At 67.2% G+C, this 17,222-nt stretch carries 17 protein-coding genes; 7 read left to right on the forward strand and 10 right to left on the reverse strand.

The window, feature by feature from the left end; genetic code table 11:
- The first annotated feature begins 315 nt into the window (after nt 1–315).
- Complete coding sequence (locus ACV22V_RS27170; RefSeq protein ID WP_059532754.1) at nt 316–1,914, forward strand: APC family permease; 1,599 nt, start codon at nt 316–318, stop codon at nt 1,912–1,914.
- A gap of 108 nt (nt 1,915–2,022) precedes the next feature.
- Here ACV22V_RS27170 and ACV22V_RS27175 read toward each other — a convergent pair whose 3' ends face one another.
- The 7 genes from ACV22V_RS27175 to ACV22V_RS27205 all read right to left on the reverse strand — a co-directional run bounded on the left by ACV22V_RS27175 (nt 2,023) and on the right by ACV22V_RS27205 (nt 8,124).
- Nucleotides 2,023–2,814, reverse strand: coding sequence for a DODA-type extradiol aromatic ring-opening family dioxygenase (locus tag ACV22V_RS27175; RefSeq protein WP_448016050.1), 792 nt, complete (start codon nt 2,812–2,814; stop codon nt 2,023–2,025).
- A 220-nt stretch (nt 2,815–3,034) separates the two neighbouring features.
- Nucleotides 3,035–3,631 (reverse strand): UbiX family flavin prenyltransferase, encoded by a 597-nt coding sequence (locus ACV22V_RS27180; RefSeq protein ID WP_059532749.1) that lies wholly within the window; start codon nt 3,629–3,631, stop codon nt 3,035–3,037.
- Nucleotides 3,632–3,644: 13 nt separating this feature from the next.
- Complete coding sequence (gene grxD / locus ACV22V_RS27185; protein WP_011883132.1) at nt 3,645–3,956, reverse strand: Grx4 family monothiol glutaredoxin; 312 nt, start codon at nt 3,954–3,956, stop codon at nt 3,645–3,647.
- Nucleotides 3,957–4,023: 67 nt separating this feature from the next.
- On the reverse strand, nt 4,024–4,866 hold the full coding sequence (prmC, locus tag ACV22V_RS27190) for a peptide chain release factor N(5)-glutamine methyltransferase (RefSeq protein ID WP_448016051.1): 843 nt from the start codon (nt 4,864–4,866) through the stop codon (nt 4,024–4,026).
- Nucleotides 4,867–4,873: 7 nt separating this feature from the next.
- Nucleotides 4,874–5,956, reverse strand: a complete 1,083-nt coding sequence (gene prfA / locus ACV22V_RS27195) for a peptide chain release factor 1 (protein WP_059532743.1) — start codon at nt 5,954–5,956, stop codon at nt 4,874–4,876.
- Between the two features lie 81 nt (nt 5,957–6,037).
- The gene (gene hemA, locus ACV22V_RS27200) at nt 6,038–7,336 is read right to left on the reverse strand and encodes a glutamyl-tRNA reductase (protein ID WP_059465273.1); all 1,299 of its coding nucleotides are present in this window, start codon (nt 7,334–7,336) and stop codon (nt 6,038–6,040) included.
- A 26-nt stretch (nt 7,337–7,362) separates the two neighbouring features.
- Nucleotides 7,363–8,124, reverse strand: a complete 762-nt coding sequence (locus tag ACV22V_RS27205) for a response regulator transcription factor (protein WP_059465274.1) — start codon at nt 8,122–8,124, stop codon at nt 7,363–7,365.
- 170 nt (nt 8,125–8,294) lie between these two features.
- Here ACV22V_RS27205 and ACV22V_RS27210 point away from each other — a divergent pair, with 170 nt between their 5' ends.
- From ACV22V_RS27210 to ACV22V_RS27225, 4 genes are all read left to right on the forward strand, one after another.
- On the forward strand, nt 8,295–8,549 hold the full coding sequence (locus ACV22V_RS27210; protein ID WP_059532740.1) for a hypothetical protein: 255 nt from the start codon (nt 8,295–8,297) through the stop codon (nt 8,547–8,549).
- An 18-nt stretch (nt 8,550–8,567) separates the two neighbouring features.
- A complete protein-coding gene (locus tag ACV22V_RS27215; protein WP_448016052.1) occupies nt 8,568–10,382 on the forward strand; it encodes an aminopeptidase P family protein in 1,815 nt (604 codons plus the stop codon).
- A 62-nt stretch (nt 10,383–10,444) separates the two neighbouring features.
- On the forward strand, nt 10,445–10,996 hold the full coding sequence (locus ACV22V_RS27220) for a cysteine hydrolase family protein (protein ID WP_448016053.1): 552 nt from the start codon (nt 10,445–10,447) through the stop codon (nt 10,994–10,996).
- Nucleotides 10,993–11,616, forward strand: coding sequence for an HAD family hydrolase (locus tag ACV22V_RS27225; protein ID WP_059532732.1), 624 nt, complete (start codon nt 10,993–10,995; stop codon nt 11,614–11,616). The genes ACV22V_RS27220 and ACV22V_RS27225 overlap by 4 nt, the downstream gene beginning before the upstream one ends.
- A gap of 135 nt (nt 11,617–11,751) precedes the next feature.
- Here the strand turns inward: ACV22V_RS27225 and ettA are convergent, their stop codons facing one another.
- The 3 genes from ettA to gcvA all read right to left on the reverse strand — a co-directional run bounded on the left by ettA (nt 11,752) and on the right by gcvA (nt 14,924).
- Nucleotides 11,752–13,419: an energy-dependent translational throttle protein EttA gene (ettA, locus tag ACV22V_RS27230; RefSeq protein ID WP_059532730.1), complete on the reverse strand. Its 1,668-nt coding sequence runs from the start codon at nt 13,417–13,419 to the stop codon at nt 11,752–11,754.
- A 189-nt stretch (nt 13,420–13,608) separates the two neighbouring features.
- The gene (locus ACV22V_RS27235; protein WP_059532727.1) at nt 13,609–13,917 is read right to left on the reverse strand and encodes a DUF3761 domain-containing protein; all 309 of its coding nucleotides are present in this window, start codon (nt 13,915–13,917) and stop codon (nt 13,609–13,611) included.
- Between the two features lie 89 nt (nt 13,918–14,006).
- Nucleotides 14,007–14,924: a transcriptional regulator GcvA gene (gcvA, locus tag ACV22V_RS27240; protein WP_448016054.1), complete on the reverse strand. Its 918-nt coding sequence runs from the start codon at nt 14,922–14,924 to the stop codon at nt 14,007–14,009.
- 193 nt (nt 14,925–15,117) lie between these two features.
- Here gcvA and ACV22V_RS27245 point away from each other — a divergent pair, with 193 nt between their 5' ends.
- Together ACV22V_RS27245 and ACV22V_RS27250 are read left to right on the forward strand one after the other, a co-directional pair.
- Nucleotides 15,118–16,380, forward strand: coding sequence for an MFS transporter (locus tag ACV22V_RS27245; RefSeq protein ID WP_448016055.1), 1,263 nt, complete (start codon nt 15,118–15,120; stop codon nt 16,378–16,380).
- 104 nt (nt 16,381–16,484) lie between these two features.
- Complete coding sequence (locus ACV22V_RS27250; protein WP_448016056.1) at nt 16,485–16,829, forward strand: MmcQ/YjbR family DNA-binding protein; 345 nt, start codon at nt 16,485–16,487, stop codon at nt 16,827–16,829.
- Nucleotides 16,830–17,222 lie beyond the last annotated feature (393 nt).

Genomic DNA, 17,222 nt, shown 5'->3' on the forward strand with positions numbered 1-17,222 from the left:
GAAAGAACCAATTCACTCGCCGCTTGAAATCCTGCAACGTTGTTTATACGGCTATTCGGGCGCGCGGTCAACCGTATTTCCATGCACTCAGGGTTATTGCGGAGTTAAGGTTTACAAACCTTGCAAACGACGCGAATTTTTTGTAGGGGCCGAACGATTTTGGCGCCAACTTGGAGGTGCAACCGTTAAACTACGCGCCGCGTGGAAGGGTTGCCCCGATCGGGTGATCCTTCCCCCCAAAATTGCATGCGCGGTGCTATCCGAGCCGATCCCGGACAGCGGGCCGACCATGCTTTTTGAGACATAGGAGAGGATGTGAAGAGTTCTATTCAACGGAACATCGGCCCGTTTGCACTCATGCTGACGGGACTGGGTTCGATTATCGGCTCGGGCTGGCTGTTCGGCGCCTGGAAGGCTGCGAAGATTGCCGGTCCGGCGGCGATTTGCGCATGGGTCATCGGCGCGGTCGTGATTCTCGCGATTGCGCTGACGTATGCCGAACTGGGCGCGATGTTCCCCGAGTCGGGCGGCATGGTGCGCTACGCGCGCTACTCGCATGGTTCGCTGGTGGGCTTCATCAGCGCATGGGCGAACTGGATCGCGATCGTATCGGTGATTCCGATCGAGGCGGAAGCATCGATCCAGTACATGAGCACGTGGCAGTATCCGTGGGCGCACGCGTTGTTCGTGAACGGCGAGCTGACGACACCCGGCCTGCTGCTGTCGGCCGTGCTGGTCGTCATCTATTTCATGCTGAACTACTGGGGCGTCAAGGCCTTCGCGCGTGCGAACACCGCGATCACGATCTTCAAGTTCCTGATCCCCGGCCTCACGATCCTCGGCCTGATGATGTCGAGCTTCCATTCGGAAAACCTCGGCACCGCGTCGAATGCAAGCTTCGCGCCGTACGGCTGGTCGGCCGTGCTGACCGCGGTCGCGACGAGCGGCATCGTGTTCGCGTTCAACGGCTTCCAGAGCCCGGTGAACCTGGCCGGTGAAGCGCGCAATCCGTCGCGCAGCGTGCCGTTCGCGGTAATCACGTCGATCCTGATCGCACTCGTGATCTACGTGCTGCTGCAAATGGCGTACATCGGCTCGGTGAACCCGGCCGACGTCGCGAAGGGCTGGGCGCACTTCAACTTCTCGTCGCCGTTCGCGGAACTCGCGATCGCGCTGAACCTGAACTGGCTCGCGATCCTGCTGTATGTCGACGCGTTCATCAGCCCGAGCGGCACCGGTACGACCTACATGGCGACGACCACCCGCATGATCTACGCGATGGAACGCAACAACACGATGCCGAAGATGTTCGGCAACGTGCACCCGATCTACGGCGTGCCGCGCCAGGCGATGTGGTTCAACCTGCTCGTGTCGTTCATCTTCCTGTTCTTCTTCCGCGGCTGGAGCTCGCTCGCGGCGGTGATTTCGGTCGCGACGGTGATCTCGTACCTGACCGGCCCGATCAGCCTGATGGCGCTGCGCCGCGCGGCGACCGACATCGAGCGTCCGCTGTCGATCCCGCTGATGAAGCTGATCGCACCGTTCGCGTTCGTCTGCGCGTCGCTGATCCTGTACTGGGCGAAGTGGCCGCTGACGGGCGAAATCATCCTGCTGATGATCGTCGCGCTGCCGGTGTATTTCTACTTCCAGGCGAAGTCGGGCTGGACCGGCTGGGGCGCCGACCTGAAGGCCGCGTGGTGGCTGGTCGCGTACCTGCCGACGATGGCCGTGCTGTCGCTGATCGGCAGCAAGGAGTTCGGCGGTTACGGTGTGCTGCCGTACGGCTGGGACATGCTGATCGTCGCGGCCATCTCGCTGGTGTTCTACTTCTGGGGCGTGAACACGGGCTACCGGACCCAATATCTCGACGAGCGTGAGTCGCACGACGAGATCCTCGAAGGGGTCGGTGCCTGACGCCTGACCCGCCACCGGAATCGGCGGTGGCGGAAAGCGTTGAAAAAGCCCGTCCGAGCGCTGCTCGGGCGGGCTTTTTGTTTGCTGCCGCCGGCCGTGTCGCCGGATTCAGGCGGCCGCGCTCCCGAACACGTAGTTCGTCATCGCGAGCACGCGTTGATACGTGCCGAGCGACTGGATGCCGAGCTGGTAGTCGTCGTCGGCCGCGCCGAGCGCGGTGAACACCGGCAGCAGGTGTTCGTCGGTCGGATGCATCAGCGCTGCATGCGGCGCCTGCCGGCGATAGTCGAGCAGCGCGTCGACATCGCGCGCGGCGAGCTTCGCCTCGAACCAGTCGGTGAATTCCGCGACGCGCGGGTCCGCATCCTCGGGCGCCGCGCCGAAATCGGCCGCGCGCAGGTTGTGCGTGATCTGGCCCGAGCCGATCACCATCACGCCTTCGTCGCGCAGCGGCCGCAGCGCGCGGCCGAGCGCGAAGTGATGGGCGGCGTCCGCACGCGGCTGGATCGACAACTGCGCGACGGGCACGTTGGCCTCCGGGAACATCAGCAGCATCGGCACCCACGCGCCGTGATCGAGGCCGTGCTCGGTCGTCGCGGTCGGGATGCCGGCTGCATTCAGCAGCGCGGCCGCCCGTTCGGCGACCTCAGGCGCGCCTGGCGCCGGGTACTGGATTTCGTACAGTGCGCGCGGGAAGCCGTAGAAGTCGTGAATCGTTTCAGGATGCGCGGCCACGCTCGCGACCGGCTGTTGCGTGCCCCAGTGCGCGGACAGCATCAGCACCGCGCGCGGGCGAGGCAACTCGGCGCCGAGGTGCGTGAACGCACCGGAGGGGAGTGTCGGGTCGATCGGCAGCGTCGGGGCGCCGTGGGACAGATAAAGCGAGGGCAAGCGGTTCATGGTGGGGAGCCTGCAAAAGGGATTTGCCTGTGACTATAGGCGCACACCAAACATTGATAAACCGGCTAAATGGAATTTGATTGAATCTTGTTTGTTGATAATTGGGCGGCTTCGGGCCTTCGATGGCAGGTTGAGGCTTGAGATTGCCGGATCGAGCGGGAAGGTGGCTGAATCGGCGAAGATGCGTGAAGAACGGCGCCGAAGCGCGGTGTCGAGCGGCTTACCCTGCTGGCCGGATGCCAGCCCACGGTGTCGTCATCGGTGCACTGAGTGCGAACAGATCCAGGACGCGGGTGACGGTCTGGTCGACGAGTTCCTCGATCGTCTTCGGCATCGCGTAGAACGCGGGCAGCGGGGGAAACACGATGCCGCCCATTTCGGTCACGGCGGTCATGTTGCGCAAATGCGCGAGGTTGAACGGCGTTTCGCGCACCATCAGCACGAGGCGGCGGCGTTCCTTCAGCGTGACGTCGGCCGCGCGCGTGATCAGGTTGTCCGACAGGCCGTGCGCGACGCTCGCGAGCGTCTTCATCGAGCAGGGCGCGATCACCATCCCGTCGGTCGCGAACGAACCGGATGCGATCGTCGCGCCGACATCGCGCACCGAATGCACGACATCCGCCCGGCTTTCGACCTCGGCCTTCGACAGCTTCAGTTCATGCTGGATATTGAGCCAGCCGGCGTTCGAAACCAGCAGATGCGTTTCGACGCCGCCGGCGGCGCGCAGCAGTTCGAGCAGCCGCACGCCATAGACCGCGCCGGTGGCGCCGGTGATCGCGACGATCAGCCGGCGTGGCGGCGCGCTGGGAGATGCCATCGGGAAGGGGGCGTTACGCGGCGGCGAACAGTTGCTGCAGTTCGCCGGACTGGTACATCTCCATCATGATGTCCGAGCCGCCGATGAATTCGCCCTTCACGTACAGCTGGGGAATGGTCGGCCAGTTCGAGAATTCCTTGATGCCCTGGCGGATTTCGTCGTCTTCCAGCACGTTGACCGTCTTGAACTGGTCGACGCCGCAGGCCTTCAGCACCTGCACGGCGCGGCCCGAGAAGCCGCACATCGGGAATTGTGCGTTGCCCTTCATGAAGAGCACGACCTGGTTTTCGTCGACGATTTGCTTGATACGTTGTTGGGTGTCCATGACTGACCTTGCGTTTGCGGGGCGTTAGAACGAAATGATAGCGGATTTCAACCGGGCGGGCCGGCCATCAGCCGGGCCGGCGGCCGCCCGTCGTGCGTTCGATCGCGGCCAGATCGGCGAGCGATTCGACCGCGATGAAGCCGCGTGACAGGAGCAATGCGCGCACGGCTTCGGCCTGGTCGTAGCCGTGCTCGATCCATAGCGTGCCGCCGGGCTTCAGATAGGCGCCGGCGCCGGCGACGATCGTGCGGATCGCGCTGAGACCGTCGGCATCGTCGGTGAGCGCGCCGCGCGGCTCGAACCGCAGGTCGCCCTGCGCGAGGTGCGGATCGTGCTGCGCGATGTACGGCGGGTTGCTGACGATCGCGTCGAACGCGAGCAGCGGATCGAGCGCGGCGTACCAGTTGCTCTGCAGCCAGTGCAGCGGGCCGCCGGGGCGGCGCGCGTCGAGCAGCTTGCTCGCGTTGCGTTGCGCGACTTCGAGCGCGGCCGGCGAACGGTCGAGCGCCCACACGCGCGCATCGGGCCGTTCGGCGGCGATCGACACGGCGATCGCGCCGCTGCCGGTGCCCAGATCGAGCACCGCCGGATGCGGCCGTCCGTCGATCGCGTCGAGCGCGGCTTCGACCAGCAGTTCGGTTTCCGGGCGCGGGATCAGCACGTCGGGCGTCACGTCGAACGGACGGCCGAAGAATTCTCGCATCCCGACGAGCTGCGCGACCGGCTCGCCGGCCGCGCGGCGCGCTTCGAGCGCTTGGTAGCGCGCGATCGCGGCCGGCTCGAGCGGGGTGTCGCCGCGCGTGATCAACTGCGTGCGGGTCCAGCCGAGCGCGTATGCGAGCAGCACGCGCGCATCGACCGGGTCGAGCGGCGACGCGCGCAGCAGTTCGACGGCGGTGGTGTCGGGCATCGCGACCTCAGTCGGTGTCGCCGAGCGACGCGAGCAGTTCGGCCTGGTGTTCGGTGACGAGCGCGCCGATCAGTTCGTCGAGATCGCCGTCCATCAGCGCCTCGAGCCGGTACAGCGTCAGGTTGATCCGGTGGTCGGTCATCCGGCCCTGCGGGAAGTTGTACGTGCGGATCCGTTCCGAGCGGTCGCCGGAGCCGATCAGGCTCTTGCGCGTCGCCGCTTCCTTCGCGTGCTGCTCGTGATACTGCTTGTCCTTGATGCGCGCGGCGAGCACTTTCAGCGCGCGATCCTTGTTCTTGTGCTGGGAACGGTCGTCCTGGCACTCGACGACGATCCCGGTCGGGATGTGCGTGACGCGCACGGCCGAATCGGTCTTGTTGATGTGCTGGCCGCCCGCGCCCGACGCGCGGAACGTGTCGATCCGCAGGTCGGCCGGATTGATCTCGACCTCGCCGATCTCGTCGGCTTCCGGCATCACCGCGACCGTGCAGGCGGACGTGTGGATGCGCCCCTGCGTCTCGGTTGCCGGCACGCGTTGCACACGATGGCCGCCCGATTCGAACTTCAGGCGCGAGTACGCGCCCTGGCCCGCGATCCGCACGATCACTTCCTTGTAGCCGCCGAGGTCCGACGGGCTCTCCGACATCATCTCGACCTGCCAGCGCTGACGTTCCGCGAAGCGCAGGTACATGCGCAGCAGGTCGCCCGCGAACAGCGCCGATTCGTCGCCGCCGGTGCCGGCGCGGATTTCGAGGAAGATGTTGCGGTCGTCGTTCGGGTCCTTGGGCAGCAGCATCTTCTGCAATTCGCCTTCGAGGCGAACCATGCGTTCGCGCGCGCTGCGAATTTCCTCTTCGGCAAAATCGCGCATCGACGCATCGGCGAGCAGTTCCTGCGCGGCCGTCTCGTCGCTGCGCGACTGGCGCCACAGCGCGTACTGCTCGACGACCGGGCCGAGTTCCGCGTGTTCGCGCGTCAGCTTGCGGTACTGGTCGAGGTCGGCCGTGACGTTTTCGCGGCTCAGCAGGTCGTTCAGTTCGGCCAGCCGGATAGACAGCTGGTCGAGCTTGCGTTGCATGCTCGTCTTCATGGTGTGGAGCGGCGCTCCCGGGCAAGGGTATTCGAAAAGGATAGGCCGGCTCGCGGCCGGCGGCAGGGCAACCGGCCGGCGCTAGTGGCCGGACTGGTCGTTCGAGCGCGGCGCGTGCTGGTAGAAGCCGCGCATCAGGTCGATCAGCGAATCGCGGTCGGCGCCGTTCACGCGGTTGAGCGCGCTCGTCGGGCCGTGGATCAGCTTGTTGGTGAGCGCCTGCGACAGCGCTTCGAGGACGGCCGCCGGATCGTCGCCGCGCGCGAGCAGCTTTTGCGCCTTCTCGACTTCCGCGCGGCGCAGCGCGTCGGCCTGCGTATGCATGTGACGAATCACCGGCACGACGCTACGCGTGTCGAGCCACTGCATGAAATTCTGCACACGCGTCTCGATGATCGTCTCGGCTTGTGCAACCGCGGCCTGGCGCGATGCGTTGCCTTCGCGCACGATCGCGCCGAGATCGTCGACGGTGTAGAGGAACACGTCCTTCAGCTTGCCGACTTCCGGCTCGATGTCGCGCGGTACCGCGAGGTCGACCATGAAAATCGGCCGATGGCGGCGTGCCTTCACCGCGCGTTCGACTGCGCCGAGGCCGATGATCGGCAGCGTCGACGCGGTGCACGACACGATGATGTCGAATTCGTGCATGCGGGCGGGCAGATCCGACAGCGGCATCGCGCGGCCGTTGAAGCGTTCGGCGAGCCGCTGGCCGCGTTCGGCCGTGCGGTTCGCGACGACGAGCTCGCGCGGACTCTGCGCGGCGAAGTGCGTCGCGCACAGCTCGATCATCTCGCCGGCGCCGATGAACAGCACGCGCTGATCCGAAACCTTTTCGAAGATGCGCTGCGCGAGGCGGACGGCGGCGGCGGCCATCGACACCGACTGCGCGCCGATCTCGGTCGTGCCGCGCACTTCCTTCGCGACGGCGAACGTGCGCTGGAACAGCTGGTTCAGGTAGGTGCCGAGCGCGCCGGCTTCCGTCGCGGTGCGCACCGCGTCCTTCATCTGGCCCAGAATCTGCGTTTCACCGAGCACCATCGAGTCGAGGCCCGACGCGACGCGGAATGCGTGCCGGACTGCTTCCGACTGCGGCAGCGCGTAGACGTGCGGCGCGAGCTCGTCGACCGGAATCCGGTGGTACTCCGACAGCCAGCGAATCGCCCCCTCGCGTGCGGCCCGATCATCGGTGGCGCAATAGAGTTCGGTGCGGTTGCAGGTGGAGAGGATCGCTGCTTCGGGCGCATTGGGCGCCTGGGGGCCGAGGAACACGTTCTTGAACGTGACGAGAGCCGGCTTGATTTGCTCGAGCGGAAACGCCACGCGTTCGCGCAGGGCGACAGGCGCAGTGTGGTGGTTGATTCCGATCGTGAGGAGTTGCATATCGAGGGCTATCGTTTAGCCGCATATTATAGCGTTTCGGTGATTTCCTCACTCGCGGCATACCGGGCATCAGCGTGGCGTGGCCTCGAATTTGGGGGCTCGATCGGCACGCGGTCGAGCTGATAGCCGTAGCCGTAGAGCGGCAGAAGCCGGTAGCCATGCTCCGGAAGCAACTGCAGCTTGCTGCGCAGCCGGGACGCGTGCGTGTCGAGCGTGCGCGACTTCATGTCGCGGCGGCGGGCCCACACGGTTTCGAGGATATGGGCGCGCGACACGGGCCGGGACAGGTTCGCGAACAGCAGTTGCGCGAAGCGGAACTCCTTCGGCGTGAGCGCGACGACCACGTCGCCGAAGCGCACGAGGCCGTGGGTCGCATCGAAGGCGTATTCGCCATACATTTCGCGCGACCGATTCGGCGGCCGCCGGACGCCGGCGCGCCGGCTCAGCGCATTCACCCGTGCGAGCAGCTCGGGCCCGCTCACCGGGCGCACGAGGCAGTCGTCGGCGCCCGCGTGCAGGCATGACACGACTTCGCTTTCGCGTGGCAGTTGCATCACGGCGATGGCCGGCAGGCCGGGCAGGATCGCTTGCGCACGCGGAATGACTTCCTCGGCCGGCTGATCGCCGGCCCAGTTGCCGGTGATCAGCATGTCGCATGTATCGGTGGCGAGCCACTCGAAGAACGCGGCGCTGGACGGAAACGCGTGGCACACGTGACCGCCGGCGAAGAGCAGGCGGTTCAGGAGCGCAGCATGACGTGCCTCCGGATCGATCAGGGCGATTCGCATGAGGATTTCTTCAATACGGCTGCCGGTGCGCGCTTGCCATAACGTCGGGTCGGCCCCTACACTCGAATGTTCGCGGCGCCCGGCTGGTCTCGGGTTCATGGATGAATCGATGCTAGTCGCTGGCAACGTTCACGCCTATGGGACGAATCTGAATTTATAGAAGGCGTCGAATGAACTGGTTTGGAATCCTTGTCCTGGGAGCGGCCGTCGGGCTGTTCGGCCGGTGGCTGCATCCGATGCGGCGCACGGGCCGGCCGGCATGGTGGATCGCGGTGCTTGTCGGCATCGCAGGCGCCGCCGCCGCGCGCATGGCCGGCAATCTCTCTGGACTGTTTTACGATGGCGAAACGCTCGAATGGCCGATCTGCACCGGTGTCGCGTTCCTCGCCGTAGCCGTGACGGTCGCGGTGTCTGCCCGTCGCTGAAAGCTCTCAGGTGAAATCATGAATGCCCGTCTCCCCGAAGTCTCGTCGGTGCCGGCTCGCCTCGCGCTGCTGCGCGGCGCGATGGTCCGCGAGGGCCTGGCCGCCTATCTCGTGCCGTCCGCCGATCCTCACCTGTCCGAGTACCTGCCCGAACGCTGGCAGGCGCGCCGCTGGCTGTCCGGTTTCACGGGCTCGGTCGGCACGCTGGTCGTGACCGCGGATTTCGCGGGCTTGTGGGTCGACAGCCGTTACTGGGTGCAGGCCGAGGCGGAACTCGCCGGCACGGGCGTCCAGCTGATGAAGATGACGGGCGGGCAGCAAAGCGCGCCGCATGTCGACTGGCTCGCGCAGAACGTGTCGGCCGGTGCGACGGTCGGCGTCGACGGTGCCGTGCTCGGCGTCGCGGCGGCACGCGCGCTGACGGCCGCACTCAGCGCGCGCGGCATCGCGCTGCGCACCGATCTCGACCTGCTCGACGCGATCTGGCCTGAGCGCCCGGGGCTGCCGGACGACGCGGTGTTCGAGCACGTGGCGCCGCAGGCCGACACGACGCGCGCAAGCAAGCTCGCCGAAGTGCGCCGCGCGATGCACGCGCAGGGCGCGCAATGGCATTTCGTGTCGACGCTCGACGATCTCGCGTGGCTGTTCAACCTGCGCGGCGCCGACGTCAACTTCAACCCCGTGTTCGTCGCGCACGCGATGATCGGCGCCGACCGCGCGACGCTGTTCGTCGCCGACGGCAAGGTGTCGCCGGCGCTGGCCGCGTCGCTCGCGCGGGATGGCGTCGAGGTCCGCGCGTATGACGCCGCGCGCGCGGCGCTCGCGGCGCTGCCCGACGGCGCGACGCTGCTGATCGACCCGCGCCGCGTGACGTTCGGCACGCTCGAGGCCGTGCCGGCCGGCGTGAAGCTGGTCGAGGCCGTGAACCCGTCGACGTTCGCGAAGTCGCGCAAGACGTCCGCCGAGATCGAGCATGTGCGCGTGACGATGGAGCACGACGGCGCCGCGCTCGCCGAATTCTTCGCGTGGTTCGAGCAGGCGGTGAACCGCGAGACGATCACCGAGCTGACGATCGACGAGCAGCTCACGGCCGCGCGCGCGCGGCGCCCCGGCTACGTGTCGCCGAGCTTCGCGACAATCGCCGGCTTCAACGCGAACGGTGCGATGCCGCACTATCGCGCGACGCCCGAGTCGCACGCGACGATCGCCGGCGACGGCCTGCTGCTCGTCGATTCGGGCGGCCAGTACACGACCGGCACGACCGACATCACGCGCGTCGTGCCGGTCGGCACGGTCAGCGACCTGCAGCGCCGCGATTTCACGATCGTGCTGAAGTCGATGATGGCGCTGTCGCGTGCACGTTTCCCGCGCGGCATTCGCTCGCCGATGCTCGACGCGATCGCGCGCGCGCCGATGTGGGCGGCCGGGCTCGACTACGGCCACGGCACAGGCCACGGCGTCGGCTACTTCCTGAACGTGCACGAGGGCCCGCAGGTCATCTCGCACTACGCGCCGGCCGAGCCGTACACCGCGATGGAAGAGGGGATGATCACGTCGATCGAGCCGGGCGTGTACCGGCCCGGCAAATGGGGCATCCGGATCGAGAACCTGGTCGTGAACCGCGCGGGCGGGCAGACCGAGTTCGGCGACTTCCTCGCGTTCGAGACGCTGACGCTGTGTCCGATCGACACGCGCTGCGTGCTGGTCGAGATGCTGCATGAAGAAGAGCGCGCGTGGCTGAACACGTATCACGCGACCGTGCGCGAGCGCGTCGGCCGGCACGTGAGCGGCGACGCGAAGGCGTGGCTCGACGCGCGCACGCAGCCGATCTGACGCGACGCGCAACGAGCGACAACGGCCGCGCGACGGCCGGACCATGATCGAGAGGGCAACCGATGGCAGACACCGCAGTGATCGTGATCGACATGCAGCGCGGACTGGTGCAGCGGGCGCGGCCCGCGTACCGGCTCGACGACGTCGTGTCGGGCATCAACCGGCTGACGGCGGCGGCGCGCGCGGCGAACGCGCCCGTGTGCTTCGTGCAGCACGACGGCGACGCGGACGACGATATCGTGCCCGGCACGCCAGGCTGGGCGCTGCATGAGGAACTGATCGTCGGGCGTGCCGACTGGCGCATCCGCAAGCAGATGAGCGATTCGTTCCACGACACGCCGCTCGCCCCGCAGCTCGACGGCCACGGCATCCGTTCGGTGCTGATCTGCGGTTATGCGACCGAGTTCTGCGTCGATTCGGCCGCGCGCCGCGCGGCACTGCTCGGCTACCGGACGACCGTCGTGTCCGACCTGCACACGACGAACGAGCGCACGCACCTGTCGGCCGCGCAGATCGTCGCGCATCACCACTTCGTGTGGGAAAACAATACGCTGTCGGGCAATTCGGTGACGCCGCGTCCGCTTGCCGACGTGCTCGCCACGGAGTTCGCATGACGATCAAGGCGGTGGTGTTCGATTTCGGCGGCGTGCTGATCGACTGGAGCCCCGAGTATCTGTACCGGCAACTGATTCCGGACGAAGCCGAGCGCCGCTGGTTCCTCACGCACGTGTGCGCGATGGACTGGGTGATCCGCCAGGACGGCGGGCAGACGATCGACGAAGGAACGAGCGAGCTCGTCGCGAAGTTTCCGGCGCACGAGGCGCTGATCCGCGCGTTCTACGCGCGCTGGCACGAGATGATCGGCGGCGTGCTCGACGAAGGCGCCGCGCTGGTCGACCGGCTCGATGCGCAGGGCATGCCGCTCTTCGGGCTGACCAACTGGTCCGCGCAGACGTTTCCGTATGCGTGGGACAACTTCCCGGTGCTGCGGCGCTTCAAGGACATCGTCGTGTCCGGCCGCGTGAAGCTCGTGAAACCCGATCCGGCGATCTACCGTGAAATGCATGCGCGGATCGATCCGTTCCTGCCGGGCATCGCGCCGCACGAACTCGTGTTCATCGACGACAACGCGAAGAACGCGGCGGCCGCGACGGCGCTCGGCTGGCACGGCATTCATCACACGAGCGCGGCCGCGACCGAGGCGCGTTTGCGCGAGCTGGGCGCGCTCGCGTAGTCTGCCGGCAGACGACGTCAGACAGATAAAAAAAGCGGGCCATGAGCCCGCTTTCTTGTTTTGCCGAGCCGGCAGCGGCCGCTTTCCGCATCCGGCTCCGCGTTGCCGCGCTGCCGGGTGCACGGGCCGCGCCGTTCAGCGGCTGATCGGCTTGTAGCGCAGACGCTTCGGCTTCGCGGCTTCCTCGCCGAGGCGCGCACGCTTGTCGGCTTCGTATTCCTGGTAGTTGCCGTCGAAGAACGTGACCTGCGAATCGCCTTCGAACGCGAGGATGTGCGTCGCGATCCGGTCGAGGAACCAGCGATCGTGCGAGATCACCATCACCGAGCCCGCGAATTCGAGCAGCGCGTCTTCCAGCGCGCGCAGCGTTTCGACGTCGAGGTCGTTCGACGGTTCGTCGAGCAGCAGCACGTTGCCGCCGGAGATCAGCGTCTTCGCGAGGTGCAGGCGCCCGCGTTCGCCGCCGGACAGGTTGCCGACGATCTTCTGCTGGTCGCCGCCCTTGAAGTTGAAGCGGCCGATGTATGCCCGCGACGGCGTTTCGTACTTGCCGACCGTCAGCACGTCGGCGCCGCCCGAGATTTCCTCGAACACCGTCTTCGAGCCGTCGAGCGCGTCGCGGCTCTGGTCGACGTACGCGAGCTTCACGGTCGGGCCCATCACGACTTCGCCCGAATCCGGTTGTTCCTTGCCGGTCAGCATCTTGAACAGCGTCGACTTGCCGGCGCCGTTCGGGCCGATGATGCCGACGATCGCGCCGGCCGGAATCTTGAAGTTCAGGTTGTCGATTAGCAGGCGGTCGCCGAACGACTTGCTGACGTTCTTGAACTCGATCACTTCATTGCCGAGGCGGTCGCCGACCGGAATGAAGATTTCCTGCGTTTCGTTGCGCTTCTGGTATTCCTGGCTGTTCAGCTCCTCGAAGCGCGCGATACGCGCCTTCGACTTCGCCTGGCGGCCCTTCGGGTTCTGGCGCACCCACTCCAGCTCCTTCTTGATCGCCTTCTGGCGCGCTGATTCAGACGCTTCTTCCTGCTTCAGGCGCTCTTCCTTCTGGTCGAGCCAGCTGCTGTAGTTGCCCTTCCACGGAATGCCGTGGCCGCGATCGAGTTCGAGAATCCACTCGGCCGCGTTGTCGAGGAAGTAGCGATCGTGGGTGACGGCGACGACCGTGCCCGGGAAACGCACCAGGAACTGCTCGAGCCAGTCGACCGATTCGGCGTCGAGGTGGTTGGTCGGTTCGTCGAGCAGCAACATGTCGGGCTTCTCGAGCAGCAGCTTGCACAGCGCGACGCGGCGCTTTTCGCCGCCCGACAGGTGCTCGATCTTCGCGTCCCACGCCGGCAGGCGCAGCGCGTCGGCGGCCACTTCGAGCTGCTGCTCGGGGCTGCCGCCGTCGCTCGACGCGAGGATCGCTTCGTACTTCGCCTGCTCGGCCGCGAGTGCGTCGAAGTCGGCGTCCGGTTCCGCGTATGCGGCGTAGATTTCCTCGAGCTTCTTGTTCGCCTGGAACAGGTCGCCGAGGCCTTCCTCGACGGCTTCGCGCACGGTTTTCGTCGGGTCGAGCTGCGGTTCCTGCGGCAGGTAGCCGATGTTCAGGTTCGGCATCGGCGTCGCTTCGCCTTCGATTTCGTTGTCGACGCCCGCCATGATGCGGATCAGCGTCGACTTGCCCGAGCCGTTCAGGCCGAGCACGCCGATCTTCGCGCCGGGAAAGAACGACAGCGAGATGTCCTTCAGGATCTGGCGCTTGGGCGGCACGATCTTGCCGACCCGGTTCATCGTGAAAACGTATTGGGCCATTTGGGTGTGAAAGTCAGAAAGGGTTGAGACTGCCGCGCAGCGCGCGGGCGTGCGTGGCGTCGGGTGATTCGGTACGGAGCGTGCCGCGCGGGGCGCGGCGGTGTCGCCGCAGGTTGGCGGCGCGAACGCGTATTGTACTTCGCCGCCGGCTGCCGCTGGCACCGCGCAGGCCATCCGGCCGACCCGCGTTCACAGCCACGCGGCGACGCCGCCGTGCCCCGAGCAGGTGCCGCGCCGATGGCGGCTGAAGCTGTACGTGCCGTCGCGGCAGCGCGCGCTCGCGCCTTCGGGCACGCGGCCCGATTTCGAGTGGGCCGGCGCATGGACGGTGTCGCCGTCGCGATTGCGGTACGTGTCGTGCCGGTCGAGGTCGGCCTCGTTGGCGTAGCCGGGCGACGCGCGATACGCATGCGCCGCGGGCGGCAGGGCGGCGCACGCGACGAACAGCGCGGCCGACAGGGTCGCGATGCGCGTCATGCGGCGAAGCAGGGCAGGCATGGTCGCTCTCCGGATGTCGTTGTCGGTTGCGGGCCGCATGTTAGCCGATCGGCCGAGGATCGTCGTCGCCGCCCTGCGGGGCAGCGACGCTACGCCGCGCCGGTCATCGACGCCGCTCCGTCGGCCAGTGCGGCCTCGAGTATCCATCGGCGGAACGCGGCGACTTTCGCGCGCTCCGCATGATGCGGCGGATAGACGAGGTAGTACGCGAAATCGTCGAGCCACGCGACGTCGGCAAGCTGCACGAGCCGGCCGCTCGCGAGCTCGTTGCGCACCATCGCCGCCGGCAGCAGGCCGGCGCCCTGGCCGGCGAGGATCGCCTGCAGCAACAGGCCGGAATCGTCGAATGCGGGGCCGCGCGGCGGGCCGAAATCGGCGATTCGCTGCGCGTCGAACCAGATGTGCCAGCCCTTGCGCTCGGCGTCGTGCAGATGCGGCCATCCGGCCAGGTCGGCGGGTGTCGCCGGCATGCCCAGCCGTGCGACGAGTGTCGGCGCCGCGAGCGCGACGATCTCCACGGTCAGCAGCCGTTCGCTGCAGAGGCCGATGTAGCGGCCGAGACCGTGACGGATCGCGACGTCGACGCCGTCGCGCGCGAAATCGGCGAGCGCGTGGCTCGTGACGATCTGCAGGTCGACGCCCGGGCACGCGTCGCGGAACTGCGCGAGGCGCGGCACGAGCCACGCGGACGCAAAAAAGGGTGTGACGCTCACCGTCAGCACGCTGCTGTCGGCGGCACCCGACACGCGCTGCGACGCGTCGGCGATCTGCCGGAACGCGTTGCGCACGGGCGGCAAGTAGTCGCGACCCGCCGCGGTCAGCAGGATGCCGCGATTCACGCGCTCGAACAGTTGTACGCCGAGGTGCGCCTCGAGCGTGCGGATCATCTGGCTCACCGCACCCGGCGTGACCGACAACTCCTCGGCCGCCGATTTCACCGACAGGTGGCGGGCGGCAGCCTCGAATGCACGCAACGCGTTGAGCGGTGGCAGGCGGGAACGGATCATTGAGTTTTTCTAAATCGAAAGACCGACGAAATATCGTTTGAGGCGACGAGCATGCACGAGTACCGTTGTTGCATTGGATCGTATCGTCGTGAGCGGGTTTTGCGCTGTCGATGCGATCAACATAGTTCAACTATATCCATGAGGCAATCCGGGCGCCGTGCGGCGTCCGGCGGAACCTGAGAGGAGGATCGTCATGAGCGGCCTGCGCGCATCGCGCGTCTTCTACGGCTGGTATGTGGTGGCGGCGGCGTTCGCCGTCACGTTCGTCGGCTTCGGCAGTGCATACACGTTCAGCGCGTTCGTCGAATCGCTGCAGCGTGATTTCGCGGCATCGCGCGGGCAGATCTCGCTCGTGTTCTCGCTGGCCGGCTTCCTGTATTTCGGCTTCGGCATCGTCAGCGGCCCGCTTGCCGATCGCTTCGGCTCCCGGCGGCTCGCCGTCGCCGGCATGTTGCTGACGGCCGCCGGTCTCGCGGCGGCCGGTGCCGCGCATACGCTGCTGCAGGTCTATGTCGCGTACGGGCTCGGTGTCGGCCTCGGCGTCGGCTGCGCGTACGTGCCGGCCGTCGGCGCCGTGCAACGCTGGTTCGTGCGGCGGCGCGGCTTCGCGTCGGGGCTTGCGGTCGCGGGGATCGGCGTCGGCACGCTCGTGATGCCGCCGCTCGCATCCGCGCTGATTGCGCACGTCGGCTGGCGCGGCGCGTACGTCACCCTCGCGGCGATCGCGGTGGTGGTGGGCGCGGGCATGTCGCTGCTGATCGAGAACGATCCGCGTGGGCGCGGATTGCTGCCCGACGGCGATGCGGCGCGTGCGCAATCGGGCACCGGGCAGCCCGGTGCCGCTTCATCCGCGCCCGCCGGCGCGACCGTGCGCGAGGCCGTCACGTCGCGGTCGTTCGCGAGCCTGTATGCGGCATGCCTCGTCTGCTCGTTCGGCGTGTTCGTGCCGTTCGTGCATCTCGTGCCGTACGCGCTCGATCATGGCGTCGCGCCGTCGACGGCCGTGCTGCTGCTCGGCGCGATCGGTGTCGGCAGCACGGCAGGGCGCTTCTTCCTCGGCGGCGTCGCCGACCGCTTCGGCCGCCGCGCGTCGCTGCTCGCGATGTTCGCAGGCATGGCGGCCGCGCTCGTCGCGTGGGCCGGCGCCGGGAGCGTCGCGACGCTGGCCGCGTTCGCACTCGTGTTCGGCGTGTTCTACGGCGGCTGGGTCGCCGTGCTGCCGGCCGTCGTGATGGACTACTTCGGCGGCCGCAACGTGAGCGCGATCATCGGCATGCTGTACACGAGCGTCGCGTTCGGTACGCTGATCGGGCCTGCCGCAGCCGGTTTCATCTACGACGCGGGCGGCGGCTATCTCGTGCCGATCCTCGCCAGCGCGGCCGCGAATGCGATCGCGTTCGCGATCGTTGCGGCCACCGGTCGCGCGCCGGTGGCGGCGCACGCGGCCGGCCGCTAGACGCGCGTCGCCGGGCGCGCGGCGGGACGCCGCTTGGCTAGGCGCCTGCCACGATTTCCGCTACGTTGTCCGGGACGACGATCACCAACGGGCGGAGGCGCATCGTGACATTCGATGAAGTTCGGCGGATCGCGCTGGCATGGCGGGGTGTCGAGGAGGGCACGTCGTACGGCACGCCCGCACTCAGGGTGAAGGGCAAGATGCTCGCGCGCCTGCGCGAGGACGGCGACACGCTCGTCGTGAAGGGCGTCGGCCCCGACGAGCGCGCGTGGCTGATCGAATCGGAACCCGACGTGTATTACGTAACCGACCACTATGGGGGCTGGCCGATCGTGCTGGTGCGCCTGTCGGCCGCGCATCCCGACGCCGTGAAAAACCTGCTCCTGCGAGAATGGCACGCGATCGTGCCGGCCAAATGGCGGGATGCAGGGCCGGGCGGCGCGACCTGAGCATCCGGCGCAGCGCCTGCGCGGCGCGCAAGCCGTCGTTGACGGAATGCGTTCGTTGCGATGTCGCGCGGGCGTGTCTCACCGCACATTTCCCGATCCGGCGCCGCGCAAGCGGACGCCGAACCGGACCAAGCGTTGCATCGGTTCGCGTCGATGCAACAAGTGGTTCCATCGAAATTCTTCAATTGGTTCTTAGTCAAGAACCGTTTGATGCTTACACTCCTTCGCTTCGAAGGCGGCTGACCGACAGCCGACGGAAAGGGCGCACGCGATGCGCCGGCGCCCCGTGTGCCGCATCGCACCCGCAGCTTCGCAGACTGCGTCGCGCACCGACCGGAACAGGCTCGATCCGGCTCCCTGCCCGCGTGCCGCGCATGCGCGGCGGGCTGCCGG

It is taken from the genome of Burkholderia sp. AW33-5 (genome assembly GCF_053427615.1).